This is a genomic window from Streptomyces sp. DSM 110735, assembly GCF_016482685.1.
Classification (GTDB): Bacteria; Actinomycetota; Actinomycetes; order Streptomycetales; family Streptomycetaceae; genus Streptomyces.
This window is the reverse complement of record NZ_JACYHF010000002.1, coordinates 562,462-589,007: the sequence shown is the minus strand read 5'-3', so window position 1 is coordinate 589,007 and position 26,546 is coordinate 562,462. Positions and strand designations below refer to the sequence as shown.

The 26,546-nt window shown below is 70.1% G+C and carries 24 protein-coding genes, 1 rRNA gene and 1 riboswitch; of the genes, 15 read left to right on the top strand and 10 right to left on the bottom strand.

Annotated features, from left to right (window positions below; genetic code table 11):
• The 11 genes from rrf to IF655_RS05390 all read left to right on the top strand — a co-directional run.
• Positions 1 to 77: ribosomal RNA gene (gene rrf, locus IF655_RS05440) — 5S ribosomal RNA — on the top strand; the annotation flags it as partial.
• A gap of 111 nt (positions 78 to 188) precedes the next feature.
• Positions 189 to 797, top strand: coding sequence for a CDP-alcohol phosphatidyltransferase family protein (locus IF655_RS05435; protein WP_199582339.1), 609 nt, complete (start codon positions 189 to 191; stop codon positions 795 to 797).
• Positions 798 to 924: 127 nt separating this feature from the next.
• Positions 925 to 3,420, top strand: a complete 2,496-nt coding sequence (locus tag IF655_RS05430) for a mannose-1-phosphate guanyltransferase (protein WP_199582338.1) — start codon at positions 925 to 927, stop codon at positions 3,418 to 3,420.
• Between the two features lie 141 nt (positions 3,421 to 3,561).
• A complete protein-coding gene (locus tag IF655_RS05425) occupies positions 3,562 to 4,467 on the top strand; it encodes a DUF881 domain-containing protein (protein ID WP_199582337.1) in 906 nt (301 codons plus the stop codon).
• Positions 4,464 to 4,796: a small basic family protein gene (locus IF655_RS05420; RefSeq protein ID WP_003988855.1), complete on the top strand. Its 333-nt coding sequence runs from the start codon at positions 4,464 to 4,466 to the stop codon at positions 4,794 to 4,796. The genes IF655_RS05425 and IF655_RS05420 overlap by 4 nt, the downstream gene beginning before the upstream one ends.
• Positions 4,797 to 4,801: 5 nt before the next feature.
• Positions 4,802 to 5,773, top strand: coding sequence for a DUF881 domain-containing protein (locus tag IF655_RS05415; RefSeq protein WP_199582381.1), 972 nt, complete (start codon positions 4,802 to 4,804; stop codon positions 5,771 to 5,773).
• Between the two features lie 82 nt (positions 5,774 to 5,855).
• Positions 5,856 to 6,773, top strand: a complete 918-nt coding sequence (locus tag IF655_RS05410) for an FHA domain-containing protein (RefSeq protein ID WP_199582380.1) — start codon at positions 5,856 to 5,858, stop codon at positions 6,771 to 6,773.
• A 43-nt stretch (positions 6,774 to 6,816) separates the two neighbouring features.
• Positions 6,817 to 7,557 carry a MerR family transcriptional regulator gene (locus IF655_RS05405; RefSeq protein ID WP_199582336.1) on the top strand — a complete coding sequence of 247 codons (741 nt, stop codon included), beginning with the start codon at positions 6,817 to 6,819 and terminating at the stop codon, positions 7,555 to 7,557.
• An 86-nt stretch (positions 7,558 to 7,643) separates the two neighbouring features.
• Complete coding sequence (locus IF655_RS05400; protein ID WP_004002801.1) at positions 7,644 to 8,117, top strand: bifunctional nuclease family protein; 474 nt, start codon at positions 7,644 to 7,646, stop codon at positions 8,115 to 8,117.
• 276 nt (positions 8,118 to 8,393) lie between these two features.
• The gene (locus IF655_RS05395) at positions 8,394 to 9,074 is read left to right on the top strand and encodes a MerR family transcriptional regulator (protein WP_199582335.1); all 681 of its coding nucleotides are present in this window, start codon (positions 8,394 to 8,396) and stop codon (positions 9,072 to 9,074) included.
• Positions 9,075 to 9,141: 67 nt separating this feature from the next.
• Positions 9,142 to 10,512, top strand: a complete 1,371-nt coding sequence (locus IF655_RS05390) for a DNA polymerase IV (RefSeq protein ID WP_199582334.1) — start codon at positions 9,142 to 9,144, stop codon at positions 10,510 to 10,512.
• A gap of 12 nt (positions 10,513 to 10,524) precedes the next feature.
• Here the strand turns inward: IF655_RS05390 and IF655_RS05385 are convergent, their stop codons facing one another.
• Positions 10,525 to 10,905 carry a PRC-barrel domain-containing protein gene (locus IF655_RS05385; protein ID WP_199582333.1) on the bottom strand — a complete coding sequence of 127 codons (381 nt, stop codon included), beginning with the start codon at positions 10,903 to 10,905 and terminating at the stop codon, positions 10,525 to 10,527.
• Positions 10,906 to 11,025: 120 nt separating this feature from the next.
• Positions 11,026 to 11,120: riboswitch (glycine riboswitch) on the top strand.
• A gap of 176 nt (positions 11,121 to 11,296) precedes the next feature.
• Between IF655_RS05385 and gcvP the strand changes: the two genes are divergently transcribed.
• A complete protein-coding gene (gene gcvP, locus IF655_RS05380) occupies positions 11,297 to 14,182 on the top strand; it encodes an aminomethyl-transferring glycine dehydrogenase (protein ID WP_199582332.1) in 2,886 nt (961 codons plus the stop codon).
• Between the two features lie 71 nt (positions 14,183 to 14,253).
• Here gcvP and IF655_RS05375 read toward each other — a convergent pair whose 3' ends face one another.
• The 4 genes from IF655_RS05375 to modA are packed head-to-tail and all read right to left on the bottom strand — an operon-like array spanning position 14,254 to position 17,537.
• Positions 14,254 to 14,673 (bottom strand): molybdopterin-binding protein, encoded by a 420-nt coding sequence (locus tag IF655_RS05375; protein ID WP_199582331.1) that lies wholly within the window; start codon positions 14,671 to 14,673, stop codon positions 14,254 to 14,256.
• A gap of 28 nt (positions 14,674 to 14,701) precedes the next feature.
• Positions 14,702 to 15,796, bottom strand: a complete 1,095-nt coding sequence (locus IF655_RS31025) for an ABC transporter ATP-binding protein (protein ID WP_199582330.1) — start codon at positions 15,794 to 15,796, stop codon at positions 14,702 to 14,704.
• A 59-nt stretch (positions 15,797 to 15,855) separates the two neighbouring features.
• On the bottom strand, positions 15,856 to 16,713 hold the full coding sequence (locus tag IF655_RS31020; RefSeq protein ID WP_199582329.1) for an ABC transporter permease: 858 nt from the start codon (positions 16,711 to 16,713) through the stop codon (positions 15,856 to 15,858).
• Positions 16,710 to 17,537: a molybdate ABC transporter substrate-binding protein gene (gene modA, locus IF655_RS05360; protein WP_199582328.1), complete on the bottom strand. Its 828-nt coding sequence runs from the start codon at positions 17,535 to 17,537 to the stop codon at positions 16,710 to 16,712. Before modA ends, IF655_RS31020 begins: the two co-directional genes overlap by 4 nt.
• Positions 17,538 to 17,764: 227 nt before the next feature.
• Between modA and IF655_RS05355 the strand changes: the two genes are divergently transcribed.
• Positions 17,765 to 18,220: a molybdopterin-dependent oxidoreductase gene (locus tag IF655_RS05355; protein ID WP_199582379.1), complete on the top strand. Its 456-nt coding sequence runs from the start codon at positions 17,765 to 17,767 to the stop codon at positions 18,218 to 18,220.
• A 165-nt stretch (positions 18,221 to 18,385) separates the two neighbouring features.
• On the opposite strand, the gene IF655_RS05350 is transcribed toward IF655_RS05355, so the two are convergent.
• The 5 genes from IF655_RS05350 to IF655_RS05330 all read right to left on the bottom strand — a co-directional run bounded on the left by IF655_RS05350 (position 18,386) and on the right by IF655_RS05330 (position 23,250).
• Positions 18,386 to 18,781: a molybdopterin-binding protein gene (locus IF655_RS05350; RefSeq protein WP_026248739.1), complete on the bottom strand. Its 396-nt coding sequence runs from the start codon at positions 18,779 to 18,781 to the stop codon at positions 18,386 to 18,388.
• Between the two features lie 106 nt (positions 18,782 to 18,887).
• Positions 18,888 to 20,840, bottom strand: a complete 1,953-nt coding sequence (locus IF655_RS05345; RefSeq protein ID WP_199582327.1) for an APC family permease — start codon at positions 20,838 to 20,840, stop codon at positions 18,888 to 18,890.
• Positions 20,841 to 21,249: 409 nt separating this feature from the next.
• On the bottom strand, positions 21,250 to 21,780 hold the full coding sequence (locus IF655_RS05340; RefSeq protein WP_199582378.1) for a universal stress protein: 531 nt from the start codon (positions 21,778 to 21,780) through the stop codon (positions 21,250 to 21,252).
• Positions 21,781 to 22,075: 295 nt separating this feature from the next.
• Positions 22,076 to 22,282 (bottom strand): DUF5999 family protein, encoded by a 207-nt coding sequence (locus IF655_RS05335; protein WP_116152356.1) that lies wholly within the window; start codon positions 22,280 to 22,282, stop codon positions 22,076 to 22,078.
• Positions 22,283 to 22,665: 383 nt separating this feature from the next.
• Positions 22,666 to 23,250, bottom strand: a complete 585-nt coding sequence (locus tag IF655_RS05330) for a hypothetical protein (protein ID WP_199582326.1) — start codon at positions 23,248 to 23,250, stop codon at positions 22,666 to 22,668.
• 594 nt (positions 23,251 to 23,844) lie between these two features.
• Between IF655_RS05330 and IF655_RS05325 the strand changes: the two genes are divergently transcribed.
• Together IF655_RS05325 and IF655_RS05320 are read left to right on the top strand one after the other, a co-directional pair.
• Positions 23,845 to 25,362, top strand: coding sequence for a glutamate--cysteine ligase (locus IF655_RS05325; RefSeq protein ID WP_199582325.1), 1,518 nt, complete (start codon positions 23,845 to 23,847; stop codon positions 25,360 to 25,362).
• A gap of 425 nt (positions 25,363 to 25,787) precedes the next feature.
• Positions 25,788 to 26,528, top strand: coding sequence for a CPBP family intramembrane glutamic endopeptidase (locus IF655_RS05320; RefSeq protein WP_199582377.1), 741 nt, complete (start codon positions 25,788 to 25,790; stop codon positions 26,526 to 26,528).
• The last annotated feature ends 18 nt before the right edge of the window (positions 26,529 to 26,546 follow it).

The following is a 26,546-nucleotide window of genomic DNA, read 5'->3' as shown; positions in this document are numbered from 1 at the left end:
CGAACCCGGAAGCTAAGCCTCACAGCGCCGATGGTACTGCAAGGGGGACCTTGTGGGAGAGTAGGACGCCGCCGAACTCCTTTTGTAGCTCCGGCTCTTGGGCATAACAGCCCGAGGGCCGGAGCTTTTTTGCGTTGGGGTAAGGTCATGGGGAATTGTTGGCACGTTTCGTAACAGGAGGCCCCCGGGTGGAGGTCCAGGAGACCCGCGTCCAGACAGACCGGGTCCTCACCATCCCCAACATCCTCAGCATGGCAAGGCTCGCCGGCGTACCCCTGTTCCTGTGGCTGATCCTCAGGCCGGAGTTCGGCGGTCCGAAGAGCGACGGCTGGGCACTTCTGGTCCTGGCGCTCAGCGGGATCAGTGACTATCTGGACGGCAAGCTCGCCCGACGCTGGAATCAGATCAGCAGCCTCGGTCGGCTGCTCGATCCCGCCGCCGACCGGCTCTATGTCCTTTCCACGCTGCTCGGTCTGACCTGGCGTGAGATCCTTCCGCTCTGGCTGACCGCGCTTCTGCTGGCGCGTGAGCTGATGCTGCTCGTGATGGTGGGCATCCTCCGTCGGCACGGCTATCCGCCGCCGCAGGTGAACTTCCTCGGGAAGGCGGCCACGTTCAACCTCATGTATGCGTTCCCGCTGCTTCTGCTCAGTGACGGAAGCGGTTGGATCGCGTCACTCGCCGCTGTTTTCGGATGGGCGTTCGCAGGGTGGGGTACAACCCTGTATTGGTGGGCAGGAGTGCTTTACGTGGTTCAGGTCCGCCGTCTGGTGCGCGCGGATGCCATGGCCGATTGAGCCCGGGCGGCGCTGCCCGGACGCCGGGTGTCCGTGACGCTTCGATGGCCCGCACGGGAAAAGTGCGGGACAATCTGGACGGGTGAAGTCGGCTGGACCGTCATCTTTCGAGGAGGACGCTTCCGACATGAAGGCCGTCGTGATGGCCGGGGGCGAAGGCACGCGCCTGCGCCCCATGACCTCTAGTATGCCCAAGCCGCTCCTGCCCGTGGTGAATCGCCCGATCATGGAGCACGTGCTGAGGCTGCTCAAAAGGCATGGACTCAACGAGACCGTTGTGACCGTCCAGTTCCTGGCGTCGCTCGTCAAGAACTACTTCGGTGACGGCGAAGAACTCGGCATGGAGCTGACCTATGCCAACGAGGAGAAGCCACTCGGTACCGCCGGAAGCGTCAAGAACGCCGAGGAAGCGCTGAAGGACGACGCCTTCCTCGTGATCTCCGGTGACGCCCTCACGGACTTCGACCTCACCGAGCTGATCAACTTCCACAAGGAGAAGGGTGCCCTGGTCACGGTCTGCCTGACCCGGGTGCCCAATCCGCTGGAGTTCGGCATCACCATCGTCGACGAGGAAGGCAAGGTCGAGCGTTTCCTCGAGAAGCCGACCTGGGGCCAGGTCTTCTCCGACACGGTGAACACGGGCATCTATGTGATGGAGCCCGAAGTTTTCAACTATGTCGAACCCGATGTGCCCGTCGACTGGTCCGGTGACGTCTTCCCGCAGTTGATGAAGGAAGGCAAGCCCATTTACGGCTACATCGCCGAGGGCTACTGGGAGGACGTCGGCACTCACGAGAGCTATGTGAAGGCCCAGGCCGACGTCCTCGAGGGCAAGGTCGACGTCGACATCGACGGTTTCGAGATCTCGCCCGGTGTGTGGGTGGCCGAGGGCGCGGAGGTGCACCCGGACGCGGTGCTGCGCGGGCCGCTGTACATCGGTGACTACGCCAAGGTCGAGGCGGGCGCGGAGCTGCGCGAGGACACCGTCGTCGGCTCCAACGTGGTCGTCAAGAGCGGTGCCTTCCTGCACAAGGCGGTCGTGGCCGACAACGTCTACATCGGGCACAACAGCAATCTGCGCGGCTGTGTCGTCGGCAAGAACACCGACATCATGCGGGCCGCCCGGATCGAGGACGGCGCGGTCATCGGTGACGAGTGCCTGATCGGCGAGGAATCGATCATCCAGGGCAACGTCCGGGTGTACCCGTTCAAGACGATCGAGGCCGGTGCCTTCGTCAACACCTCGGTCATCTGGGAGTCCCGCGGTCAGGCGCATCTCTTCGGCGCCCGGGGCGTGACCGGCATCCTGAACGTCGAGATCACCCCGGAGCTGGCGGTCCGGCTGGCCGGTGCCTACGCGACGACCCTGAAGAAGGGCGCCACGGTCACCACGGCCCGCGACCACTCCCGAGGCGCCCGTGCGCTCAAGCGGGCGGTCATCTCGGCGCTCCAGGCCAGTGCCATCGACGTACGCGACCTGGAGAACGTGCCGTTGCCCGTGGCGCGTCAGCAGACCGCGCGGGGCAGTGCGGGCGGGATCATGATCCGTACCTCGCCCGGTGTGCCGGACTCCGTCGACATCATGTTCTTCGACGGGCAGGGCGCGGACCTCTCGCAGGGCAGCCAGCGCAAGCTGGACCGGGTGTTCGCGCGCCAGGAGTACCGGCGTGCCTTCCCGGGCGAGATCGGTGACCTCTACTTCCCGTCGAGCGTCTTCGACTCGTACACCGGCTCGCTGCTGCGGAACGTCGACACGACCGGGATCGCGGAGGCGGGGCTCAAGGTCGTCGTGGACGCCTCCAACGGCAGTGCGGGGCTCGTGCTGCCCAGCCTGCTCGGCAAGCTCGGGGTGGACTCGCTGACCATCAATCCCGGTCTGGACGAGTCGAGACCGACCGAGACCGAGGAGATGCGCCGCCGGGGTCTGGAGCGGCTCGGCGAGATAGTGGCGTCCTCCGGTGCCGCGTTCGGTGTGCGGTTCGACCCGGTCGGCGAGCGGCTCTCGCTCGTGGACGAGAAGGGCCGGATCATCGAGGACGACCGGGCGCTCCTGGTCATGCTCGACCTGGTCGCGGCCGAGCGGCGCAGCGGGCGGGTGGCGCTGCCGGTGACCACGACCCGTATCGCGGAGCAGGTGGCCGCGTACCACGGCACACAGGTCGAGTGGACGACCACGTCCCCGGACGACCTCACGCGTGTGGGCGGCGAAGAGGGCACCATCTTCGGCGGCGACGGCAAGGGCGGCTTCATCGTCCCCGAGTTCAGCAGCGTCTACGACGGTACGGCCGCGTTCGTGCGGCTGATCGGTCTGGTCGCGCGGACCCAGCTCACGCTGAGCCAGATCGACGCGCGGATTCCGCGGGCGCACGTCCTCAAGCGGGACCTCGCGACGCCGTGGGCGGTCAAGGGTCTGGTCATGCGGCGGGTCGTGGAGGCGGCCGGTGACCGGTTCGTGGACACCACGGACGGCGTGCGCGTGGTCGAGAGCGACGGGCGCTGGGTGATGGTGCTGCCCGACCCCGCCGAGGCCGTCACGCACCTGTGGGCGGAGGGCCCGGACGACGCCTCCGCGCAGGCGCTGCTCGACGAGTGGTCGGCCGTCGTGGACAGCGCGGGCCGGTAATCCGGTAAGAGGGAGATTCGCGGGCCGTCGCCACACCGGCGACGGCCCGCGGTCGTGTGTCCGCTTCCGCCCCGGCGGGGGTCCGGGCGCGGGGGTGGGGCCGTTCGAAAGCACCGTTCGCGGCATGGGACTATGTGCGACATGCCGCAGCAACCCCCCGTTCGGAGCAGCCCCACGCGGCCGAGTCGTCCGGACGCCTCCATGTCGTTGATCACCAACGTCATGGACCACAGCCTCGACGACGGATACGCCGAGGCCGCCGCCCGCAAGGAGTCCGGCGGCGAGCGCGGGCTGCCGAAGACGCTGCGGGCCAAGCTCGGTCTCGCCGGGGGACTGGTCCTCGCGGCGCTCGTGGTGACCGTGGGGGCGGCTCAGGCGCGTGTGGCGGCGCCGGGGGTGGCCAAGGAGCGCCAGGAGCTGATCGACCGCATCGACCGCGAGAACAACGCCGCCGACCGCCTGGAGAGCGGCGTGGACCGACTGCGGGACGACGTGAGCGCGCGCCAGCGGGCCGCGCTCAAGACGACCGGGGGCGGTCAGGCGGACCTGATGGGCATCCTGTCGGGTGCCACGGCGGTGCACGGGCCCGGGGTGCGGCTCGTGGTGAACGACGCCAAGGAGGCGAGCGCCGGGGGAGACGCCACCAACCCGCGGGAGGCTTCCGGGTTCTCCGACACGGGTCGGGTGCGCGACCGGGACATGCAGCGCGTGGTCAACGGGCTGTGGGAGTCCGGCGCCGAGGCCGTCTCCATCAACGGGCAGCGGCTGACCGCGCTGTCCGCGATCAGGAACGCGGGCGACGCGATACTGGTCGACAACAGGCCGCTGGTGCCGCCGTACACGGTGCTCGCGGTGGGGGACGGGCAGCGGATGGCCACCCGGTTCCAGAACACCGCCGACGGGCTGTATCTCCACGCCCTGAAGGACAACTTCGGCATCCGTGTCTCCCTCTCCGCGGAGAAGGACGTCCGGCTGCCGTCCGCACCCAGTGTGATCGTACGCACAGCACAACCGAATGCCGAGAAGACTGAGAAGGGCACATCGTGATCGCCGTACTGGGCCTCGTCGTGGGAGTCGTGGCCGGCCTGTTGGTCCGGCCCGAGGTTCCGGCGGTCGTCGAGCCTTATCTGCCCATCGCCGTCGTGGCGGCGCTGGACGCCGTGTTCGGCGGTCTGCGGGCCATGCTCGACGGCATCTTCGACGACAAGGTCTTCGTGGTCTCGTTCCTGTCGAACGTGGTCGTGGCCGCCCTGATCGTGTTCCTGGGCGACAAGCTGGGCGTGGGCGCGCAGTTGTCGACCGGTGTCGTGGTCGTCCTCGGCATCCGCATCTTCTCCAACGCCGCCGCCATCCGTCGGCACGTCTTCCGGGCGTGAGCGCGATGAGTGACCAGGACGAGCGGCCGGAGAACCCGCTGCGCAAGGAACTGCCCGACGAGGTACCGGCGTCGGAGCGCCGACCCGAGCCGCCCGCGCCGAAGCAGCCCCAGCCCCAGCCCCACCCTCAGCCCCGAATCCGGCCCCAACTCCCGCGCGACCCCGCGCCGCAGGCAGCCCCGGTGCCCGAGCCGGAGCCGACCCCCGAGCCCGGCGGCACGGCCGAGCCGGAGTCCGAAGCCGCCGAGCCCCGGCTCACCGGACGTCAGCGGCTTGCCGCGGGACTGTGGCCGCCGCGGCTGACCCGGGCCCAATTCATCGTCGCCCTGCTGCTGTTCGGGCTCGGTTTCGGCCTCGCCATCCAGGTGGCGTCGAACAGCGACAGCGACAGCGCGCTGCGTGGCGCGCGCCAGGAGGATCTCGTCCGCATCCTCGATGAACTGGACGACCGCACACAGCGTCTTGAGGACGAGAAGCAAGGTCTCGAGAAGCAGCGGGAGGAGTTGCAGAGCAGTTCCGACCAGGCGGCCGAGGCCCGTAAGCAGACCGCCGAGAAGGAGAAGCAACTCGGCATACTCGCGGGCACGGTGGCGGCTCAGGGACCCGGCATCACCATGACGATCGACGACGCGAAGGGGACGGTCGAGTCCGACATGCTGCTCGACGCGATCCAGGAACTGCGCGCCGCCGGTGCGGAGGCGATCCAGATCAACGGGGTTCGCGTGGTGGCGAACACCTATCTCACCGACTCGGGCAAGACGGTCAGCGTCGACGGGAACAAGATCGCCGCGCCGTATCGTTTCAAGGTCATCGGGAAGCCGCAGGACCTGGAGCCGGCGCTGAACATCCCTGGAGGCGTGGTGCAGACCTTCGAGAAGGAGCAGGCCACGGTGAGTGTCGAGCGGTCGAACAAGATCGTCGTGGATGCCTTGCGGCAGGCGAAGCAGCCTGACTACGCTCGGTCGTCCTCCCGGTGAACCGGTGGTGCATGGGCCGAGTCCGGCAGGGGCATGAGGTTGCGGGGGGTCGGCGCACCGAAGGGGTGGTGCGTGGTGGAAACTGTCTGGTGGATACGGACGTTGTGAAGATGTCCGGATCGGCCGGTGTCGGCAATCAGGGTTCGTCCTGCCCCACGGGCGGGTCTGTTTCGGTCAAGGGGAATCGCCCGTGAAGTTGTTTGGGAAGTTGTTCGGCAAGAGCGCGCGAGAGGGCAGCGACAACGCGACGGCCCGTCATCGCGCACAGTCCGAAGAGGAAGGCCCCCGTCCGCTGTTCCGCGACGAGGTCGCTGGTCCGGCCGGTGGCAATTCGGGAGGCCAGGGCGCGGCGTCCGTTGACCCTGCCCGGTCCGGCGGCATAGGTTTCGGGCAACCGTCAACCTCAAGTGCGGGTGGAGGGTTTGCCTCCGATCCGTCCGCGTCCAACGCCCCCGGGGGGTCCATGTCGGTCCTGGAGTGTTCCAGGTGCGGGAACCGCAACGCGGAGAACGCCCGTTTCTGTTCCAACTGCGGTGCGCCGCTGCGCCCGGGCGCGACGCCCGAGCGTGCCTCGGAGACCACGTCGACGATCTCCATCTCCGGTCTTGAGGCGTACGACGCCGAGATGACCGGTCAGACGGCGGTCCCGATGCTGTCGCCCGAGGCGCAGGCGGCGGTCGACGCGCTCCCGGCGGGCTCTGCCCTCCTGGTGGTGCGCCGGGGTCCGAACTCGGGCAGCCGCTTCCTGCTGGACAGTGACCTGACCACGGCCGGCCGTCATCCGCAGAGCGACATCTTCCTGGACGACGTGACGGTCTCGCGCCGTCACGTGGAGTTCCGGCGCGCTGCGGACGGCTCCTTCACCGTGGCGGACGTGGGCAGTCTGAACGGCACGTACGTCAACCGTGAGCGGATCGACGAGGTCCCGCTGGCCAACGGTGACGAGGTGCAGATCGGCAAGTACCGGCTCGTCTTCTACGCGAGCCGGCAGGGCGTCTGACCTACCCCCGGGCACCCGTCCGGGTGAACCACAGGGAAGGTCCATGCTTCAAACACCGAGCGGCGGTGCCGGAAGCGGTACCGCCGCCAGGGACCGTGAACCGATGAGCATCGGCACCGTGCTGAACGTGCTGCGCGACGAGTTCCCCGAAGTCACCATCTCCAAGATTCGTTTCCTGGAGTCGGAGGGACTCGTCGAGCCGCGCCGGACCCCCTCGGGGTACCGCAAGTTCGGTGCGGAGGACGTCGAGCGGCTGGGTCACATCCTGAGGATGCAGCGGGACCACTATCTGCCGCTGAAGGTGATCCGCGAGCATCTGGACGCCATGGAGCGCGGCGAGGCGGTCCAGTTGCCCGTCGTGGGGCGCCAGCGTTCCGCGGAGGACGCGGCGGACGACCAGTCCGAGGTGCCCACGGTGGCGCGCATCGGCCGGGACGAGCTGCTGGCGGCCGCCGACATCGACGAGGCCGAGCTGCGGGAGTGGGAGTCGTACGGGCTCATCGCTCCGCTGGCGGACGGGGTCTACGACGCCGAGGCCGTCACGGTGGCGGCTCTCGTGGCCGAACTCGGCGGGTTCGGGATCGAGCCGCGCCATCTGCGGGTGATGAAGGCGGCGGCCGAACGCGAGGCGGGTCTGGTGGACCAGGTGGTCGCCCCGCTCAAGCGTCACCGCAACCCGCAGACCAGGGCCCTCGCCGAGGCGCGTACGAAGGAGCTGGCGGCGCTCACCATGAAGCTGCACGCGGCCCTGGTGAAGTCCGCGCTCGGGGTCCGGCTGCCCTGAACCGGGGCCCCCGAAGGGGGACCGGATCGCCCACCTGTTCCCGGCCCGACTACCCAAACGTCCCGGGCACGGCCTAGGGTTGCTGTGTGAACGAGCTCGATGTCGTAGGTGTCCGGGTCGAAATGCCCTCCAACCAACCGATCGTGCTCCTGCGCGAAGTGGGAGGCGACCGCTACCTCCCCATCTGGATCGGGCCCGGGGAGGCGACGGCGATCGCCTTCGCCCAGCAGGGCATGGCCCCCGCGCGGCCGCTGACGCACGACCTGTTCAAGGACGTGCTGGAGGCCGTCGGTCAGGAGCTGACCGAAGTGCGCATCACGGATCTGCGTGAGGGCGTCTTCTACGCGGAGCTGGTGTTCGCCAGCGGGGTCGAGGTGAGCGCGCGTCCCTCCGACGCCATAGCGCTGGCCCTGCGCACCGGCACGCCGATCTACGGGAGTGACGGGGTGCTCGACGATGCGGGCATCGCCATCCCGGACGAGCAGGAGGACGAGGTGGAGAAATTCCGCGAGTTCCTCGACCAGATCTCGCCCGAGGACTTCGGCACCAGCAGCCAGTGAGGCACCGGCGCGGACCCCGTGGTCAGGCGGCCACGGGGGCGCCCGGTGTCGTCGTGCCGCACGGCGGGAAGCGGTGTCACGGGCGGGCAATTGCCAACGGCTCGTGAGAGCGTCCTACGACCCCCCGCGAGCGCATTCGGCTAGCCTTTCCCCGCGGTGGGACACGAGAAACCACTCTCAGGGTGATTATCACTCGGCGTGCCGAGTGTGGCGATCGTTGACGCACCCCTGGTGACTGCCTACCGTCGAGATGGCAGGTCAAGGACGGAGGTCGGCGTGAGAACCAGCGGCGACGGTACGGCTGGGGGCGCCCCCGGAAACGGGTTCGGGGCGAGCGGTCCGTACCCTCCCCCAAGCTCGCGGCTCCGCCCGAGCGGGGGGTATCCCCAGCCCAGCGGCGCGGCGGAACACGCCTCGCAGCGGCCGACGGCAGTGCCGGACGGCGAAGGGGCGGCGACGGCGTCCGAGGAGATCGGCTATCGCGGGCCCACGGCCTGCGCTGCGGCCGGCATCACCTATCGGCAGCTCGACTACTGGGCCCGCACCGGTCTGGTGGAGCCGAGCGTGCGGCCCGCCCACGGCTCGGGCACCCAGCGGTTGTACAGCTTCCGGGACGTGGTCGTCCTCAAGATCGTCAAGCGTTTCCTGGACACCGGTGTCTCGCTGCAGAACATCCGTTCGGCGGTGCAGCACCTCAGGGACCGCGGCTTCCGCGACCTGGAGCGCATGACGCTGATGAGCGACGGCGCCACGGTCTACGAGTGCACCTCCCCGGACGAGGTCCACGCCCTGCTCCAGGGCGGCCAGGGCATCTTCGGCATCGCCGTGGGCGTGGTGTGGCGGGACGTGGAGAGCGCGCTGTCCCAACTGCACGGTGAGCGCGTCGACACCGGCGAGACGCTGGTCGGGCACAACCCCGCCGACGAACTGGCCAGACGGCGCAACCGGGCCGTCTGAGCCCACGGGGGGTTCTCGCGGCGCCGGGTGACCGGCGTTGTCAGTGGTGTGGTGCACCATCGGACATGTGAGAGCCGCGCCGACGATCCTCCATCTCGACATGGACGCCTTCTACGCCTCGGTGGAGCAGGCGTCCAAGCCGAGCCTGCGCGGCAAGGCGGTCGTGGTGGGCGGTCTCGGACCGCGCGGGGTCGTGGCGACCGCGTCGTACGAGGCGCGGGTGTTCGGGGTGCACTCGGCGATGCCGACGGCGCAGGCGCGCAGACGGGCGCCGAACGCCGCGTACGTCACGCCTCGCTTCGCCGTCTACCGGGCGATCAGCGAGCAGGTGATGGCGCTGCTGCGCGAGCTGTCGCCGCTGGTGGAGCCGCTGAGCCTGGACGAGGCGTTCGTGGACCTGGAGGCCGGGGGGACGGCCTGGGACGAGCCCTCGGCGCGTGCGGCCGGGGTCAGGCTGCGCGCCGACATCCGGGAGGTCACCGGGCTCACCGGCTCGGTCGGGCTCGCCGCCTCCAAGATGCTCGCGAAGATCGCCTCCGAGCGCGCCAAGCCCGACGGACTGTGTCTCATAGAGCCCGGCACCGAGCGCGCCCTCCTCGGACCGATGCCGGTGCGCACTCTGCCCGGGGTCGGTCCCGCCACCGGCGACCATCTGCGCCGCGCCGGGATCACCACCGTGGACGAACTGGCCGAGGCGGGCGAGGACGAACTGGTCCGGCTGCTCGGCAAGGCCCACGGACACGCGCTGTACGCGATGGCGCTGGCCCGAGACGACCGTCCCGTGGTCGCCGAGCGCGAAGCCAAGTCGGTCTCCGTCGAGGACACCTACGACGTCGACATCCACGACCGGCTGAGGATCGGTCTTGAGGTGCGGCGGCTCGCCGACCGGTGCGTACGGCGGCTGCGGGGCGCGGGACTGTCCGGCCGCACCATCGTGCTCAAGGTGCGGCGGTACGACTTCTCGACGCTGACCCGCTCCGAGACGCTGCGCGGGCCCACGGACGACCCGACGGTGGTGAAGGAGGCAGCCGCGCGGCTCCTGGAGTCGGTCGACACCACCGGCGGGGTGCGGCTGCTCGGCGTCGGCGTCACCGGACTGGCCGACTACACCCAGGAGGATCTGTTCGCGCAGGCAGCGGGGGAACTGGCGGCGGAGACGCCCGAGGAAGCCGCGCCGGAGCCGCTCCCGGCCGCTCCTGCCGCGCCGCCGGAGCGGCAGTGGCGGCCCGGCCAGGACGTGCGGCACGCCGAGCACGGGCCCGGCTGGGTGCAGGGCAGCGGGCTCGGCCGGGTCACCGTGCGCTTCGAGACGCCGCTCTCCACCGCGCCGGGCCGGGTGCGGACCTTCTGGGTGGACGACCCGGACCTGGAGCCGGCCGACCCGCTGCCGCTGGTGGTGAGGGCGACCGACGCGGCGGAGAGGGAGAGCGGGAGGTGAGGGAGGGGGAGGTCAGGCGTCCTCGGTGCCCGCGAGCTTGCCGAAGTCGCGGTCCGGGACCTTGGGAGCGGTGGGGGAGGAGCCCACGTCGAGACCGTAGTGGTGGTAGAGCTGGAGTTCCTGCTCGGGGGAGAGATGGCGGCCCACCCCGAAGTCCGGGGCGTCCTTGATGAGCGCGCGTTCGAAGGGGACGTGGAGGGTGCCCTCGACCAGTTCGCTCGGTTCGAGCGGGACGAAGGCGTCGCGGGAGAAGAGCCCGGTGCGTATGGCGGCCCACTCGGGGACGCCCGTGGCGTCGTCGAGATACACCTCGTCGATGGTGCCTATCTTGGTGCCGTTGCGGTCGAACGCCTTGCGGCCGATCAGATTGCGCGGATCGATGTCGGTCTGCACGGTCCCTCTCCCTCCACGTGGTCCCAACTCATCCGTTAGCACTACAAAAGAGCAGAATGAGCGTGGCGGCCACTCGAACGCCGCGGGTCACGGCCCCGCTGGTACCCTGGCAACGGCTGCTGACCCCGTGCGGGAGAGTCCTCCGAGCAAGTCGGAGGCGCCGAAGGAGCAACTCCTCCCCGGAATCTCTCAGGCCCCCGTACCGCACGGACGAGGTCACTCTGGAAAGCAGGGCGGGCGTCCACGGCTCCCGCTCTCACCGACGGTGAAAGCCGGGGCCCTCGGGCATCCGGTGAAGCTCTCAGGTATGAAGATGACAGAGGGGGAGGCCGGTGGGCACCCGCGCCGAGGTGCCCCTCGCAGGTCGCGCCAGACCAGGAGGCCTCCGCACATGACCGCCCCTCGCATTCCGCTCTCCGCACTCGAAGCGGGCATCCCCTTCGAGCAGCGTCACATCGGACCCGACCACGAGGCACGGGCCAAGATGCTCGCGCAGGTCGGCTACGGCTCCCTGGACGAGCTGACCGCCGCCGCCGTACCGGACGTCATCAAGAACACCGACGCCCTCGACCTGCCGGACGCCCGCACCGAGGCCGAGGTGCTCGCGGAACTGCGCTCCCTCGCGGACCGCAACCAGGTCCTCGGCTCCATGATCGGGCTCGGCTACCACGGCACCTTCACCCCGCCGGTCATCCTGCGCAACGTCATGGAGAACCCGGCCTGGTACACCGCCTACACGCCGTACCAGCCGGAGATCTCCCAGGGCCGCCTGGAGGCTCTGCTGAACTTCCAGACGATGGTCGCCGAGCTGACCGGGCTGCCCACCTCCGGCGCCTCCCTCCTCGACGAGGGCACCGCCGCCGCCGAGGCCATGGCGCTCTCCCGGCGCATGGGCAAGAACAAGAAGGGGCTCTTCCTGGTCGACGCGGACACGCTGCCGCAGACCATCGCGGTCATCGAGACGCGCGCCGAGCCGACCGGCGTCGAGATCGTCGTCGCCGACCTCAGCGAGGGCATCCCGGCGGACATCGCCGCCCGTGACATCACCGGCGTCCTGCTCCAGTACCCCGGCGCCTCCGGTGCCGTGCGCGACCTGAAGCCCGTGATCGAGCAGGCGCACGAACGGGGCGCCCTCGTCACCGTCGCCGCCGACCTGCTCGCCCTCACCCTGCTCACCTCGCCCGGCGAACTGGGCGCGGACATCGCCATCGGCACCACCCAGCGCTTCGGCGTGCCCATGGGCTTCGGCGGCCCGCACGCCGGTTACATGGCGGTGCACGAGAAGTTCGCCCGCAGCCTGCCCGGGCGCCTCGTCGGCGTCTCCGTGGACGCGGATGGCCACAAGGCGTACCGGCTCGCGCTGCAGACCCGTGAGCAGCACATCCGCCGCGAGAAGGCCACCAGCAACATCTGCACCGCGCAGGTCCTGCTCGCCGTCATGGCCGGGATGTACGCCGTCTACCACGGTCCCGAGGGCCTGCGCACCATCGCCCGCCGCACCCACCGCTACGCCACGATCCTCGCCGAGGGTCTGAAGGCGGGCGGGGTCGAGATCGTCCACGGCGCCTACTTCGACACGCTCACCGCGCGCGTGCCCGGCCAGGCCGCCGACGTCGTCGGCGCCGCGCGCAAGGGCGGGGTCAACCTGCGCCTGGTCGACGCCGACCACGTCTCCCTCGCCTGCGACGAGACCACCAACCGCGCCCAGGTCGCCGCCGTGTTCGCCGCCTTCGGCGTCGAGGGCGACATCGAGGCGCTGGACGCCGCCGCGGGCGAGGCGCTGCCCGAGGCGCTGCTGCGCACCGACGACTACCTCGCGCACCCGGTCTTCCACGAGCACCGCTCCGAGACGGCCATGCTGCGCTACCTGCGCAGGCTGTCCGACCGCGACTACGCCCTCGACCGGGGCATGATCCCGCTCGGCTCCTGCACCATGAAGCTGAACGCGACCACCGAGATGGAGCCGGTCACCTGGCCCGAGTTCGGCCAGTTGCACCCCTTCGCGCCCGCCGACCAGGCCGAGGGCTACCTCACCCTCATCCGCGAGCTGGAGGACCGGCTCGCGGAGGTCACCGGCTACGACAAGGTCTCCCTCCAGCCCAACGCCGGGTCCCAGGGCGAGCTGGCCGGACTGCTGGCCGTCCGCGCCTACCACCGCGCCAACGGCGACGAGCAGCGCACCGTCTGCCTCATCCCGTCCTCCGCGCACGGCACCAACGCCGCGAGCGCCGCGATGGCCGGGATGAAGGTCGTCGTCGTCAAGACCGCCGAGGACGGCGAGATCGACGTCGAGGACCTGCGCGCCAAGATCGAGCAGCACCGCGACCAGCTCTCCGTGCTGATGATCACCTACCCGTCGACGCACGGCGTCTTCGAGGAGCACGTCGCCGACATCTGCGCCCAGGTGCACGACGCGGGCGGCCAGGTCTACGTCGACGGCGCCAACCTCAACGCGCTGGTCGGTCTCGCCAAGCCCGGCCACTTCGGCGGCGACGTCTCCCACCTGAACCTGCACAAGACGTTCTGCATCCCGCACGGCGGCGGCGGTCCCGGCGTCGGCCCGGTGGCCGTGCGCGCGCACCTCGCGCCGTACCTGCCCAACCACCCGCTCCAGCCCGCCGCAGGACCCGAGACGGGTGTCGGCCCGATCTCGGCGGCGCCCTGGGGCAGCGCGGGCATCCTGCCGATCTCGTGGGCGTACGTCCGCCTCATGGGCGGCGAGGGACTCAAGCGCGCCACGCAGGTGGCCGTGCTCTCCGCGAACTACGTCGCCAAGCGCCTGGAGCCGCACTTCCCGGTGCTCTACACCGGTCCCGGCAACCTGGTCGCGCACGAGTGCATCATCGACCTGCGCCCGCTCACCAAGGCGACCGGCGTCAGCGTGGACGACGTGGCCAAGCGCCTGATCGACTACGGCTTCCACGCGCCGACCATGTCCTTCCCGGTGGCCGGCACGCTGATGATCGAGCCGACCGAGTCGGAGGACCTGGCCGAGCTGGACCGGTTCTGCGACGCGATGATCGCGATCCGCGCCGAGATCGACAAGGTCGGCTCCGGCGTCTGGCCCGCCGAGGACAACCCGCTGCACGGCGCCCCGCACACCGCCGCCGCGCTCGGTGGCGAGTGGACGCACGCGTACAGCCGCGAGGAGGCGGTCTTCCCTGCCGGTGTCTCGGCCGCCGACAAGTACTGGCCGCCGGTGCGCCGTATCGACCAGGCGTTCGGCGACCGCAACCTGGTGTGCTCCTGCCCGCCGCCGGACGCGTACGAGGACTGAGCCCGCGCGCGAGGGGCGGCTCCCCACCCGTGGATCCCTTCACGGGTGGGGAGCCGCCCCTCGGCGTTTCCTCAGACGGTGGCCAGCGAGACCTCCGTCGACTTGATCAGCGCGACCACGTCGGAGCCCGTCGCCAGCTTCAGCTCCGCCGCCGACTCGTGGGTGATGGCGGAGGTCAGCTCGGCGCCCGGCACCGCGATCTTCACCGCGGCCATGGCCTCGCCGGTGGCGATGTCGGTGATGGTGCCCGCGAGCTGGTTGCGGATCGAGATGTGGTGCACGGGCTCGGTGGCGAGCGAGACCTCCGTCGCCTTCACCAGGGCGCGCACGGACGTGCCCTCGCGCAGCCCCAGATCCTCGGCGGCCTCCAGAGTGATCGCCGCGGTGATGTCCTGACCGCCGGTCAGCCGGACCTTGACGGTCGCCATGACCTCGCCGGAATGGACCGCCGTGACGGTGCCGGGAAGCTGGTTGCGGATACTCATGGTCATGACGCCCCACCGTAAGGGGTACGCGCGCTCACTCTGGGTAAGCGTGCGTCTGCGTCGCCTTGACGGTCGCCCAGACCGCGGCACCCGGGTGAAGGTCGAGTTCCGCCGCCGCTGCCGTGGTGAGATCGGCGGCAAGCGGCAGGTCGCCCGTCAGGTCCGCGCGGATCTGGTCGCCGTGGGACTCCAGGCCGACGACATGGCAGCGCCAGAGGTTGCGGGCGCTGGCCCCGGTCGGACGGTCCCGGAACAGGGTCACCGCGACCGGCGGGAAGGCGACGAAGACCGGACCGGTCAGCTCCTCGGTGGTCGTGATCTCCGGACCGGCGTCCAGTCGTACGCTGTGCCCGGCGGCGGTTCCCCGGTAGAGGTTGAGCCCGACGAGCTGCGCGATGTAGTCCGTGCGCGGATGGCGGGCGATCTCCGTGGGGCTGCCCTCCTGCACCACACGCCCGTGCTCCACGACCACCAGCCGGTCCGCGAGCACCATGGCGTCCAGCGGATCGTGCGTCACCAGGACGGCGACCGCCTCGAACTCCGCGAGGTGGCGCCGCAGTTGGGAGCGGACCTCCAGGCGCGTGCGCGCGTCCAAGGCGGCCAGCGGTTCGTCGAGCAGCAGCAGCCGGGGACGGGTGGCCAGCGCCCGCGCCACGGCGACGCGCTGGGCCTGACCGCCGGAGAGGCGGCGCGGCTTGGCGTTCATGTGGTCGGCGAGCCCCAGCCGGTCCAGCCACTGCGCCGCCTGGGCACGCGCCTCCGCCTTGCCCACGCCGTGGCAGCGCGGTCCGAACGCCACGTTGTCCAGGGCGGACAGATGCGGGAAGAGCAGATAGTCCTGGAAGACCACGCCGACCGGGCGGGACTCCGGCGGGGTGCGCTCCAGTTGGTCGCCGTCCAGACGCAGATGCCCCTCGGTGAGCGGGATCAGTCCCGCGAGCGCCCGCAGCGCGGTGGTCTTGCCCGCCCCGTTGGGTCCGAGCAGCGCCACCACGTCACCGGGGGCGGCGCGCAGCGCCACATCGAGGCGGAAGCTGCCCCGGTCGACGACGAGCCGGGCGTCCAGACCCTGCTTGCCCGTGGCCGTACCGTCGCTCACGCCCGGGTGGGGCGCCTTGATCTCGGTCATCGGGGAACTGTCCTTCGTCGGTACGCGCGCAGGGAGCGACTTCCATCCTCGCGGCACCGTCACGCTCCTGTCATCCACCGGTCCCGCAGCCCCGCCAGGACCGCGATGGACACGGTCAGCAGGATCAGGCTGAGGGAGATCGCGGCCTCGGGGTCGTTCTGCAGGGCGAGGTAGACCGCGAGCGGCATGGTCTGGGTACGGCCCGGGAAGTTGCCCGCGAAGGTGATCGTCGCGCCGAACTCACCGAGCGCGCGCGCCCATGCCAGGACGGACCCGGCGGCGATGCCGGGCGCGATCAGCGGCAGGGTGACCCGGCGGAACGCGGTGAAACGGGACGCGCCGAGCGTCGTGGCCGCCTCCTCGAAGCGCGGGTCGGCGGCGCGCAGCGTGCCCTCGACGCTGATGACCAGGAAGGGCATCGCGACGAACGCCTCCGCGATGATCACGCCGGCGGTGGTGAACGGCAGGGTGATCCCGAACCAGGAGTCCAGCCACTTGCCGACGACGCCGTTGCGCCCGAGGGCGAGCAGCAGCGCCACACCGCCGACGACCGGGGGCAGTACCAGCGGCAGCGTCACCAGGGCGCGCAGGAAACCGCGGCCGGGGAATTCGGTGCGCGCGAGGATCCAGGCGAGCGGCACCCCGAGGACGAGACTCACCGCGGTGGCGGCCGTCGCGCTGATCAGGGACAACTGCAGCGCCTGCCACACCTCGGGGCTGGTCAACTGGTCCGGCAGGCTCTTCCAGGGCGCGCGCACGAGCAGCGCGAGGAGGGGCACCAGCAGGAACGCGATGGCCACGAGACCCGGCACCAGCAGCGGGAGCGGTACGCCGCGTCGGTGCGCGCGGACGCGGGGGCGCCGCGGCCCTCCCTTGCGGGGAGTGGTCGCGGCGCCGGTGCCGTCGAGTGCGGTCACGGCTTGAGGAAGCCGGCCTGGGTCAGCACCTTCTGGCCCTCGGGCGACTGGACCAGGGCGATGAACGCCTTGGCGGTCTCGGAGTTGTCCGAGTTCTTCAGCAGGGCGATCGGGTAGTCGTTGATCGCGTCCTTGGACTCGGCGAACTCCACGCCCGCGACCTTGCCCTGGGCGGCCTTGACGTCGGTCTTGTAGACGAGGGAGGCGTCGGCCTCCTTCAACTGGACCTTGTTGAGCGCCGACTTGACGTCCTGCTCGTAGGAGACCGGGGTGACCTTGAGGTGGTTGGCGTCCAGGACCTTCTGGGCGGCGGCGCCGCAGGGCACCGTCTTGTCGCACAGGACGACCTTGAGCTTGGGGTCGGTCAGGTCCTTGAGGTTGTCGATCTTGTCGGGGTTGCCCGGCAGGGTGGCGATCTCGAGCTGGTTGCGGGCGAAGGTGGCCGGGGTGCCGACGGCGTCCTTCTTGCCGGTCACGGTCGCCATGGTGGCCGGGCTGGCGGCGGCGAAGACGTCGGCCGGGGCGCCGCTGGTGATGCTCGCGGCGAGGGTGTCGCTGCCGCCGAAGTTGAACTCGACCTTCGTGCCCGGGTGCTGCTGCTCGAAGTCCTTGCCGAGCGTCGTGAAGGTCTCCTTGAGGGAGGCCGCCGCGAACACGGTGACGGTGCCCTTCAGCTTCGGGCTCGCCGAGGCGGAGTCCGACGAGTCCGCCTTGGCGGGCGTGGACCCGTCGGAGGAGGAGCACGCGCTGAGCGCCAGCAGGGCGGCAACTCCCACACCGGCCAGCGGCAGCATCCGGCGGGTCCGGCGTACGGAACGGGTCATCACGGTTCTACTCCTCACGATCAGTGGAACAGCCATTTGTGCTCTTCCACGGCCGGAGATCGGCCATGCGGCGATGATACTGCCGCAATTGCGGGTGGTAGACCATCAGTCACATTGCATGAGCGGCCAAGTTGTGACCTGGAGCTGGCATATGCGTTTGTACGTCATCGCCTTACGGGTACGTATTCCTGGGAGGTGGACGCAAGGTGTCACTCGCGCACTGGGTCATGTCCGGTGACCTGGCACGACCCGCTCGGCTGACCGTGCGGGACCTGCTCGGTTGGCCGCAGTACGGGGTGGACGTGACGTTCGAATGCGCCACCAGCGGCATTCAGCGGCACCGGTTTTCCGGGCCGCGCCTTTACGACGTGCTGGTGGACGCGGGACCCCATTTCGACCCCGTCCGCCGTAAGGACCGACTCCGCTTTCTCATTGCGGTGACAGGGAAGGACGGGCATCACGCAGTGTTGTCGTGGGCCGAGATCGACCCCGATTTCGCACACGCTCCGGTACTTCTCGGAGTCACGATCGACGGCACTCCGCTCGATGCGGCGGGTCCGCAATTGGTGCTGCCCCAGGACCGCTGCGGCGGTCGGCACATCAGCGGGATCACCGGGATCCGGGTGGACGGGAGCTACCACTTCGGGGCGCCCGTGCGGGTCGCGTCGGCGGCGGTTTCCTGACCTGCGCGGACGTCGTACCGGGGGCGTCGGTGGCGTTCTGGACGGCTCAGCCGTCCATGTCCGGTCTGTGAGATATCTTTCACCGGTTTTCGGCCCGGACGTCGCTTTTCGTCCGGGCCGAGAATGCGCGTAAAGCTGCGTTTACCGCATTACGCCTGTCAATGCTCAGATACGGTCAATGTGGACATTCGTGGACTTCACGCGAGCCGTTGCCTCCATGCCGACCTCCAAGCCGAGTTCGTCCACGGCTTCGCGGGTGAGCAGGGAGACCAGCCGGTGCGGGCCCGCCTGGATCTCGACCTGGGCGGCGACGTCGCCGAGCTTGATGGCGGTCACGATGCCCGGGAAGGCGTTGCGGACCGAGGTGTAGGAGGTCTCCTCCTCGGCGGCGCCCGTCTGGGCCAGCTCCACGGAGAAGGCGGCGAGGTCCTTGCCCGCGATCAGGCGGCGTCCGGACTCGTCGCGGTGCGTGGCCATGCGGCCGGCGTCGGCCCAGCGTCGTGCGGTGTCGGGGCTCACGCCGAGCAGCCGCGCCGCCTGGCCGATGGTGTATGACTGCATGTTCGTCACCATAAATCCAGAGGTCGGAAACGGGGCACACGGGTCCGGGTTCGCGTGTCACGCGCCGTGCTCCGAGTGGACGAGTGGGGGACCTTGCCGCGTGGGCTCAGCCGGTGTGGACGCGCGGGCGCCGGGCCCGGTTCGGCTCCGCCTCGCGCAGGACCTCGCGGGTGACGGGGGCGACCTCGCCCTGTCCGAAGAGGAAGAAGCGCAGGAAGTTGGCGAACGGGTTGCCCTCCGTCCACTCGAAGAAGATGTGCGGGGTACGGCCGGTCATGTCGCGCACGTGCAGGAGCAGCGCGGCCAGGCCGTTGGGGATCGAGGCGGACTCGACGGTCAGCACCCGGTAGCGGTTGTGCAGGACCTCGCCGTGCACGGTGAGGCAGGACTCGAACTCCGAGGGGTCGGACACCTTGACCTCGACGAAGACGAAGTCCTCCTGCTCGGGCATGTCGTTGTCGGCGCGGATCTGCTCGATCTTGTCGCGGTACTCGGCCTTGTCACGCTGGTCGGGCTCGTTGGCGATGAACCGGATCTTCCGGCTGGCCATGTCCCTGACGAATCGTTCCGCCATCGGGTCCATCGTCACGCTGGTCACGCGCAGCTCGAAGGCGCGGGCCAGCCGGGACAGCAGCGAGACCAGCATGATGCCCGCGATGAAGCAGGCGCCGATCTTCACACCGTCCGGGCGCTCGATGACGTTCACGACGGTCGTGTAGAGGAACACCGCCGCGATCACCGCGAACCCGATGGTCCAGCCGCGCTCCTTCGCCTTGTGCGCGGCGATGGTCACCGCGATGGCGGCGGAGCTGATCAGCACCAGCACACCGGTGGCGTAGGCGCTGCCCTGCTTGTCCACGTTGGCGTCGAAGAGCCAGGTCACCAGGAAGGCGATCAGGATGAAGACGATGACCATCGGGCGGACGGCACGCGCCCAGTGCGGTGCCATGCCGTAGCGGGGCAGATAGCGCGGCATCAGATTGAGCAGCCCCGCCATGGCGGAGGCACCGGCGAACCACAGGATCGCGATGGTCGACACGTCGTACACCGTGCCGAAGGCATTGCCCAGGTACTCGTGCGCCAGGTAGGCGAGGGCGCGGCCGTTCGCCTGGCCGCCCGCCTTGAACTCCTGCGCCGGGATCAGCAGCGTGGTGATGAAGCTGGTGGTGATGAGGAAACAGCTCATGATCACGGCGGCCGTGGTCAGCAGCTTCTTGGTGTCCCGGATGCGCCCGGTGGGGCGTTCCTCGGTGTCGCCCTCGTCGCCCCGCACGTGCGGCATCACGGCCACACCGGTCTCGAAACCGGACAGACCGAGGGCGAGCTTCGGGAAGACGATCAGGGCGACGCCGATCATCACGAAGACGTTGCCGTGCTGCGCGGTCAGCGCGGTGGTCCAGTCGGTCACCACGTGCTCGGCGGTCAGCACGTGCCACAGCCCCGTGATCACCACGACCACGTTCAGCCCGAGGTAGATGCCGACCAGGGCGACGGCGACGCCGATCGCCTCCAGGAAGCCCTTGAGGAACACCGCGCCGAGCAGCGCCACGAGCAGCAGGGTGATCAGCATCTGATGCCCCTGGAGCAGGCTCGTCAGATGCGGGTTCTCCACCAGGTGGGTCGAGGCGTCGGCGGCGGACAGGGTGATGGTGATCAGGAAGTCCGTTGCCGCGAAGCCGAGCAGCGTCAGCACGAACAGCTTGCCCTGCCAGAACGACAGCAGCCGCTCCAGCATCGCGATCGAGCCCTCGCCGTGCGGACTCTCCTGCGCCACCCGCCGGTACACCGGGAGCGCGCCCGCCAGGGTGACGACGACCAGCACGACGGTCGCGACGGGGGAGAGGAGTCCGGCGGCCAGGGCAGCGATGCCCGGCTGATAGCCGAGGGTGGAGAAGTAGTCGACACCGGTCAGGCACATCACCCGCCACCAGCGCTGCCCCTTGTGCGGGGGTTCCGGCTCGGCGTGGGGTCCGGTCAGGCCGCCGCTCCTGCCCATGTCGGACAGCCCCTCAAGCATCCAGGCGCGCAGGCGACTGGGAGGGTGCTCGGTCGTGGCCATCGGCGTGCTCCTGGGGTGCGGCTCAGCTCTCTGCGGCTCTCTGCGGCCATCACGCGGACGGCGGCACCAGCGTAAGCGGAGAGTGACGCCAGGGCCCATGCCTGCCGGAGCCGGCGGCGTCAATCTTGCGTTAAGAATGGCCCGACTGGTGGTGGCGAAGCAGCAAAAGCGGAGGCCCGGAGCCTGGCGGGGCACGGCGGACAGGGATCGGAGGAGGTCTGGTCCGCGCTCCCGGGGCGGACACCGAGCGTCATCTCAAGCTAGGTCGTCCATGCGTCTCGTACGACATTTCCATGCTGCCCCGGGCGGGGCGCGTCCGCAGCCGGTGGGGGGCGTACGGCGGGCTCGGCGCGGGTGCGCGCGCAGGGGGAGATACGGCTCGCCGCTCCGGCTCGGGTGTGACCTGTGTTCACAGCTCGCGGGTGTCGATACGCCGATGCCAGGCGTTGCGCCGGTGCACGGCGACCAACTGGGACTCCAGCGGTGAAGGCGGCACGGCGAGGACCGGGCAGTGGGCGTGGGAGAGACAGTGGCGCGAGACGCGACCGGAGAAGGGGTGACGCAGTTTGCGCCGTCCGGCGCCGACGACGAGCAGGTCGCTCTCGCGGTCCGCCACCATGACCAGGGCGCGGGCGGGGGTGCCCCGGATGATCACGGGGTGCAGCGGGAAACCCGGACCGGTCTCCCCGAAGACCTCCTCCAGGACCGAGACCAGCCGCTGCTCAGCCAGGCGCTGCCACTCCTCCAGGAGCGGATCGTGGACGAACGAGCGGCGCGCGGCCGGTTCTCCGCCGGGCGGCTCCCAGGCGAGCGCGGGCCACAGCTCGGCGCCCAGTCGGCGGGACAGCGCGGTCGCCTGGCGCAGCGCCGCCACGCTCCCTAGGGATCCGCTCACGCCGGCCACCACCCGGGTGATGACGGAGGCGTCGTAACCCGGCATCACAGCACCGTTCCTCAAGACGGCTCTCCCCGCGCGCGGGGCTCTCCTTCCATCCCACTCCCACCGGGCGGATCCGACCAGTCGGCGGGGCTTCCCTGGCAGGTCCCTGACGAGGGGGTGGGGCTGAGGGGAGGGTTCGGTCGGAGGGACGGTCCGGTCGAGGGGAGGGTCCGGGCGTGTACCGGTCCCGGACATGCGTCGGGGCCGGTGCGCACATGGTCGGTGTGCGTCCGGCCCCTCGGATCGCCGGGTGCCCCGCGGGGCACCCGGGTGGTGCTCGGTGCGCCGCTCAGGATCAGGCGGCGGTCATCACGTGGTCCGCGCCGAGCGGGCGGTGCGGGGCGATCACCCGGCCGTCGGGCAGCAGCTCACCGGTGTCCTCGAAGAGCAGGACGCCGTTGCACAGCAGACTCCATCCCTGCTCCGGGTGGTGCGCCACGAGGCGGGCGGACTCGCGGTCGGCGGACTCGGCTGGCGGGCACGGCGGCTGGTGCTGGCACATGGGTGGGATCTCTCGCTCTGTCGTGGTCATGTCCGTCCCCCGTAATGAGTCGGTCGGAACCCAGTGTTGCCCTACGGAGGTCGTTCCGCAGGGATTTCGCGGCACCGCTTCTCACAGGTTGATGACGTGTCACCCACGCGGACGGTTCAATCCAACTGCACTGTCATTTTGGGTGGTTCGCAGCCACCGGAAGGGGCTAGTCCGCATGGTCCACATGGGCGGTCCGGGATGATCCGGCGGCTCCATGCGGGTCGTGGCGTCGGCCCGGGGACAGTCGTACCCCGCTTCCGGCGCGCGGAAGCGGGGTACGGGGGTGCAAATTCAGTCCGGTGCCGGTGTCGGCACCGGTGTCGCTGTCGGGCTCGGTCCGGTGTCGGTTTCGGTCAGGCGGGGGAGCCGAGGAGCGGGAGGCGGTTCGCCCGGAGGGTGAGGACGGGCAGCAACTCCGAGACGCGGTGCGGCCGGTGCGCGGAGATGCCGGGCGGTGCCGGGGCGAGCGGGATCAGCAGGTCGTCGGCGGCGGGGAATCCCTCGGCCGGGTCGGCGGTGATGTCGCCGTGCAGCCACAGGGTGAGCATGTACAGACCGGGTACGGACAACAGGCGTGGCTGGTACGGCTGTTGCAGGGTCTCGGCCTGCTGCAGCGCGCGTTCGGTGGAGGGCAGGTAGGGACCCTCGAAGAAGCGCGAGAAGGCCCAGCCGTCGGGGGTCGGCATGGTGTCCGCGGCGGCCACGACACGGTCGCCGGAGCGGATGAGGAAACGCCAGCCCGCCAGCCGGGTCGCGGCCGGACCCGGGTCGGTGGCGTGGTCCAACACGTGCACGGCGAGCGGGAGTTCGGCGGTGACAGGTCCCTGAGCTGCGCGCAGGGAGGGGGTGCGGGCCTCACGTACCGCGGTGGGGGAACCGAGGGCCGTGAGGACGGTGCGCAGTGCGGGCGCGGGGGCAGGGGGAACGTGCAGCGGCATGGTGGGTCGCCTCTCGTTCGACAGGCGCGGCGGCGCGAGGAGGGTAGGGCGGACGGCGCTGTCTGCTCACAGGTGGGCGGCCTGGGAGATGGGGGCCCGGGGCGGTGGACGCGGGTGTGGCTGAGGCCCGCCGTCCGTCACCTGACGGCGGGAACACGGTGGGAACGCGTCGGAAACCGATACCGGGGCGCCAACCTTCGGCCTTCTCCGCGAAGTTTATACGACACGTGTTCAGGTGGTGTTTCGGCTATCGGATTCCGGTGATCGGAACAAGCGGATATCCGGCCGGGAATCTGCGGTATTCCTCCCGATTTCCGGGGCGGTCCGCGCCGCTGACCTCGCGCTCCGCGTGTCACGCGGTCGGCCGAATGTCGTCGGCGTTTTTCACGAGACGATCTGGGCACCCGAAGGTGCGTGCTGCGGTATGCCCAGTGAATGTGCCGCGGGACACCACGACAGAATAACGGGCGGCGAGGCCGGATGCGGCGTTATGGATCGCTTCCGCTGGGCATCATCCCACCTGATCCGGGGAGCCCGGACCGGTGAGCCCGGCGGCCGGACCCTCGGGTCGCCCGTCCGAGGAGGGATATTTGCATGGGGGAGAAGGTCGTGGCAGGGTCGTTCGACCTGTCCGATCGCGGGCGCTACCGCGAAAAGCTCCAGAGGTGCCTGGCGGGACTGGAGCGGCTGCTGGCAGAGAAGCGTTTCGACCGGCCCAAGAACCTCATGGGGCTCGAGATCGAATTGAATCTCGCCGGTGCCGACGGCCTGCCGCGAATGTTGAACGGTCAGGTTCTGGAGCGGATCGCCAGCCGGGATTTCCAGACCGAACTCGCCATGTTCAATCTGGAGGTGAACATAGCGCCGCACCGGCTGGGCGGCCGGGTTTTCGACGGGCTGGCCGAGGAACTGCGCACGTCGCTCGCGTACGCCGACCGCAAGGCCGGCGAGGTCGACGCGGGCATCCTGATGATCGGCATCCTGCCCACGCTCGGCCGTGACGACCTGGTCTCCTCCAACCTCTCCGAGGTGGACCGGTACGCCCTCCTCAACGACCAGATCGTCGCCGCGCGCGGTGAGGACTTCCGGCTCGACATCGACGGGGTCGAGCATCTGCGGTGCACCTCCAAGTCCATCGTCCCCGAGGCGGCGTGCACCTCCGTACAACTGCATCTCCAGGTCACGCCGGGGCGGTTCGCGGACGTGTGGAACGCGGCGCAGGTCGCGAGCGCGGCACAGATCGCGGTCGGCGCCAACTCGCCCTTCCTCTTCGGGCACGAGCTGTGGCGCGAGTCCCGGCCACCGCTGTTCCTCCAGGCGACGGACACGCGTCCGCCGGAGCTGCAGGCGCAGGGGGTGCGACCGCGGACCTGGTTCGGGGAGCGGTGGGTGTCCTCCGCGTACGAGCTGTTCGAGGAGAACCTGCGCTACTTCCCGTCCCTGCTGCCGATCTGCGACGACGAGGACCCGCTGGAGGTCCTCGACGCGGGCGGCGTCCCCCGGCTCGCCGAACTCGTCCTGCACAACGGCACGGTGTACCGCTGGAACCGGCCCGTCTACGACATCGCGGACGGCGTACCGCATCTGCGCGTGGAGAACCGGGTGCTGCCCGCGGGACCCACCATCACCGACGTGATCGCCAACGCCGCGTTCTACTACGGGCTGGTGCGCGCCCTCGCCGAGGAGCCCCGCCCGGTGTGGACCCGGCTGCCGTTCACCGCCGCCGAGGCCAACTTCGACGCGGCCTGCCGGTACGGCATCGACGCCCGCTTCGTCTGGCCCCGGCGGGGTCGCTACGGCGGCGTCGGCGAGACCGACGCGGTCACCCTCGTCCGCGAGGAACTCCTCCCCATGGCCTCGGCCGGGCTCGACGCCTGGGGCATCGAACCCGCCGACCGCGACTTCTACCTCGGCGTGATCGAGGAACGCTGCCGCCGCCGCGTCAACGGCGCCTCCTGGCAGGCGGCCACCTTCCACCGGGCCCTGGAACGGGGCATGGACCGGGAGGCGGCCCTGGCTGCCACGACACGTCGGTACGGCGAGCTGATGCACGCGGGCGAGCCGGTGCACACGTGGCCGGTGGGGGTGCCTGCGGCGGTGGCTCTGGGGTGAGGGGCGCTCCGCGGGTGTGGCGAGGTGTTGGGGCGGGCGTGGTTTCTGAGGGGGGCAGTGCTCCTGGGGTGACCGGACGGTGCCGTCGCTGCGCCGGGTGCTCATGAGGTGAGGGGCGTGGTGGAGCCGGTCGCGCCGGTGCTTCTCGGGTGAGAAGGGCGGGCGGGGTCGGCGACGCCGGTGCTCCGGGGCGGGGCGGCGAGGTCGGCTGTGCCCGGGTGCTTCCGGGGTCTTGCGTGGCGCTGCCGCTTGACCGCGTCGGTGTTACGGAGCGGCGACGTGGACCGTGCCTGGCTCAGGGGCGGTGACCCGGTGCGTGGTTCGCCTCCTCGGTTCTGCGATCCTTGCGGGGTCTTCGAGGTCGAGCGCAGGTGGAGGCTGAACCGGTGGCCGAGTCCCTTCCCCGGGAGCGGAGTCCGCGGCGGATGCTGCGGGACGAGACCCTGCTCGTGCTGGCGCTCTCGCTGGGGGCGAGCGGGGTGTCCGCGCTCATCAGTTTCGTCGGGTCGGTCACCGAACCCGGGGGGCTCAAGGATCAGGCGGCCACGCTCAACGCCTCGGCCGCGCCCGGGCGTCCCTGGCTGGACCTCGCCTGGCAGCTCTTCGGCATCGCGTCCGCGCTGGTGCCCGTGTTCCTCGTGGCGCATCTGCTGCAGCGGGAGGGCAAGAGCCTCCGGGTCATCGGGTTCGACCGCAGTCGCCCGTGGTCGGACCTGGCGCGGGGCGCCGCGGTCGCGGCGGTGATCGGCAGTACCGGTATCGCCTTCTACCTCGCTGCACGCGCCCTCGGCTTCAACCTCACCGTGGTGCCCGAGGCGTTGCCCGACGTGTGGTGGAAGTTCCCCGTCCTTGTGCTGTCCGCTGTGCAGAACGCGGTGCTCGAAGAGGTCATCGTCGTCGGCTATCTGCTGCGCAGACTGGGGCAGTTGGGCTGGACGCCCGGTACCGCCCTGGTCGCCAGCGCGGTGCTGCGCGGCTCGTACCACCTCTACCAGGGCATCGGCGGCTTCATCGGCAACATGGTCATGGGCGTGGTCTTCGTCTGGCTGTACCGCCGTTGGGGCCGGGTCGGTCCCCTGGTCGTCGCGCACTCGCTGCTCGACATCGGCGCGTTCGTCGGGTACGCGCTCCTCGCGGGCAAGGTGGGGTGGCTGCCGACGGCTTGAGGGACGGCGCCGAGTCGA

Excerpts from the sequence above, each read along its gene's own strand:
- IF655_RS05415 (WP_199582381.1), top strand. The coding sequence starts at position 4,802 with ATGAGTGACCAGGACGAGCGGCCGGAGAACCCGCTGCGCAAGGAACTG.
- IF655_RS31025 (WP_199582330.1), bottom strand. The coding sequence starts at position 15,796 with ATGACCGAGATCAAGGCGCCCCACCCGGGCGTGAGCGACGGTACGGCC.
- IF655_RS05330 (WP_199582326.1), bottom strand. The coding sequence starts at position 23,250 with ATGCCGCTGCACGTTCCCCCTGCCCCCGCGCCCGCACTGCGCACCGTC.
- IF655_RS05355 (WP_199582379.1), top strand. The coding sequence starts at position 17,765 with ATGTCCGGTGACCTGGCACGACCCGCTCGGCTGACCGTGCGGGACCTG.
- gcvP (WP_199582332.1), top strand. The coding sequence starts at position 11,297 with ATGACCGCCCCTCGCATTCCGCTCTCCGCACTCGAAGCGGGCATCCCC.
- IF655_RS05375 (WP_199582331.1), bottom strand. The coding sequence starts at position 14,673 with ATGACCATGAGTATCCGCAACCAGCTTCCCGGCACCGTCACGGCGGTC.
- modA (WP_199582328.1), bottom strand. The coding sequence starts at position 17,537 with ATGACCCGTTCCGTACGCCGGACCCGCCGGATGCTGCCGCTGGCCGGT.
- IF655_RS05345 (WP_199582327.1), bottom strand. The coding sequence starts at position 20,840 with ATGGCCACGACCGAGCACCCTCCCAGTCGCCTGCGCGCCTGGATGCTT.
- IF655_RS05340 (WP_199582378.1), bottom strand. The coding sequence starts at position 21,780 with ATGCCGGGTTACGACGCCTCCGTCATCACCCGGGTGGTGGCCGGCGTG.
- IF655_RS05350 (WP_026248739.1), bottom strand. The coding sequence starts at position 18,781 with ATGCAGTCATACACCATCGGCCAGGCGGCGCGGCTGCTCGGCGTGAGC.
- IF655_RS05325 (WP_199582325.1), top strand. The coding sequence starts at position 23,845 with ATGGGGGAGAAGGTCGTGGCAGGGTCGTTCGACCTGTCCGATCGCGGG.
- IF655_RS05320 (WP_199582377.1), top strand. The coding sequence starts at position 25,788 with ATGCTGCGGGACGAGACCCTGCTCGTGCTGGCGCTCTCGCTGGGGGCG.
- IF655_RS05425 (WP_199582337.1), top strand. The coding sequence starts at position 3,562 with ATGCCGCAGCAACCCCCCGTTCGGAGCAGCCCCACGCGGCCGAGTCGT.
- IF655_RS05430 (WP_199582338.1), top strand. The coding sequence starts at position 925 with ATGAAGGCCGTCGTGATGGCCGGGGGCGAAGGCACGCGCCTGCGCCCC.
- IF655_RS05405 (WP_199582336.1), top strand. The coding sequence starts at position 6,817 with ATGCTTCAAACACCGAGCGGCGGTGCCGGAAGCGGTACCGCCGCCAGG.
- IF655_RS05335 (WP_116152356.1), bottom strand. The coding sequence starts at position 22,282 with ATGTGCCAGCACCAGCCGCCGTGCCCGCCAGCCGAGTCCGCCGACCGC.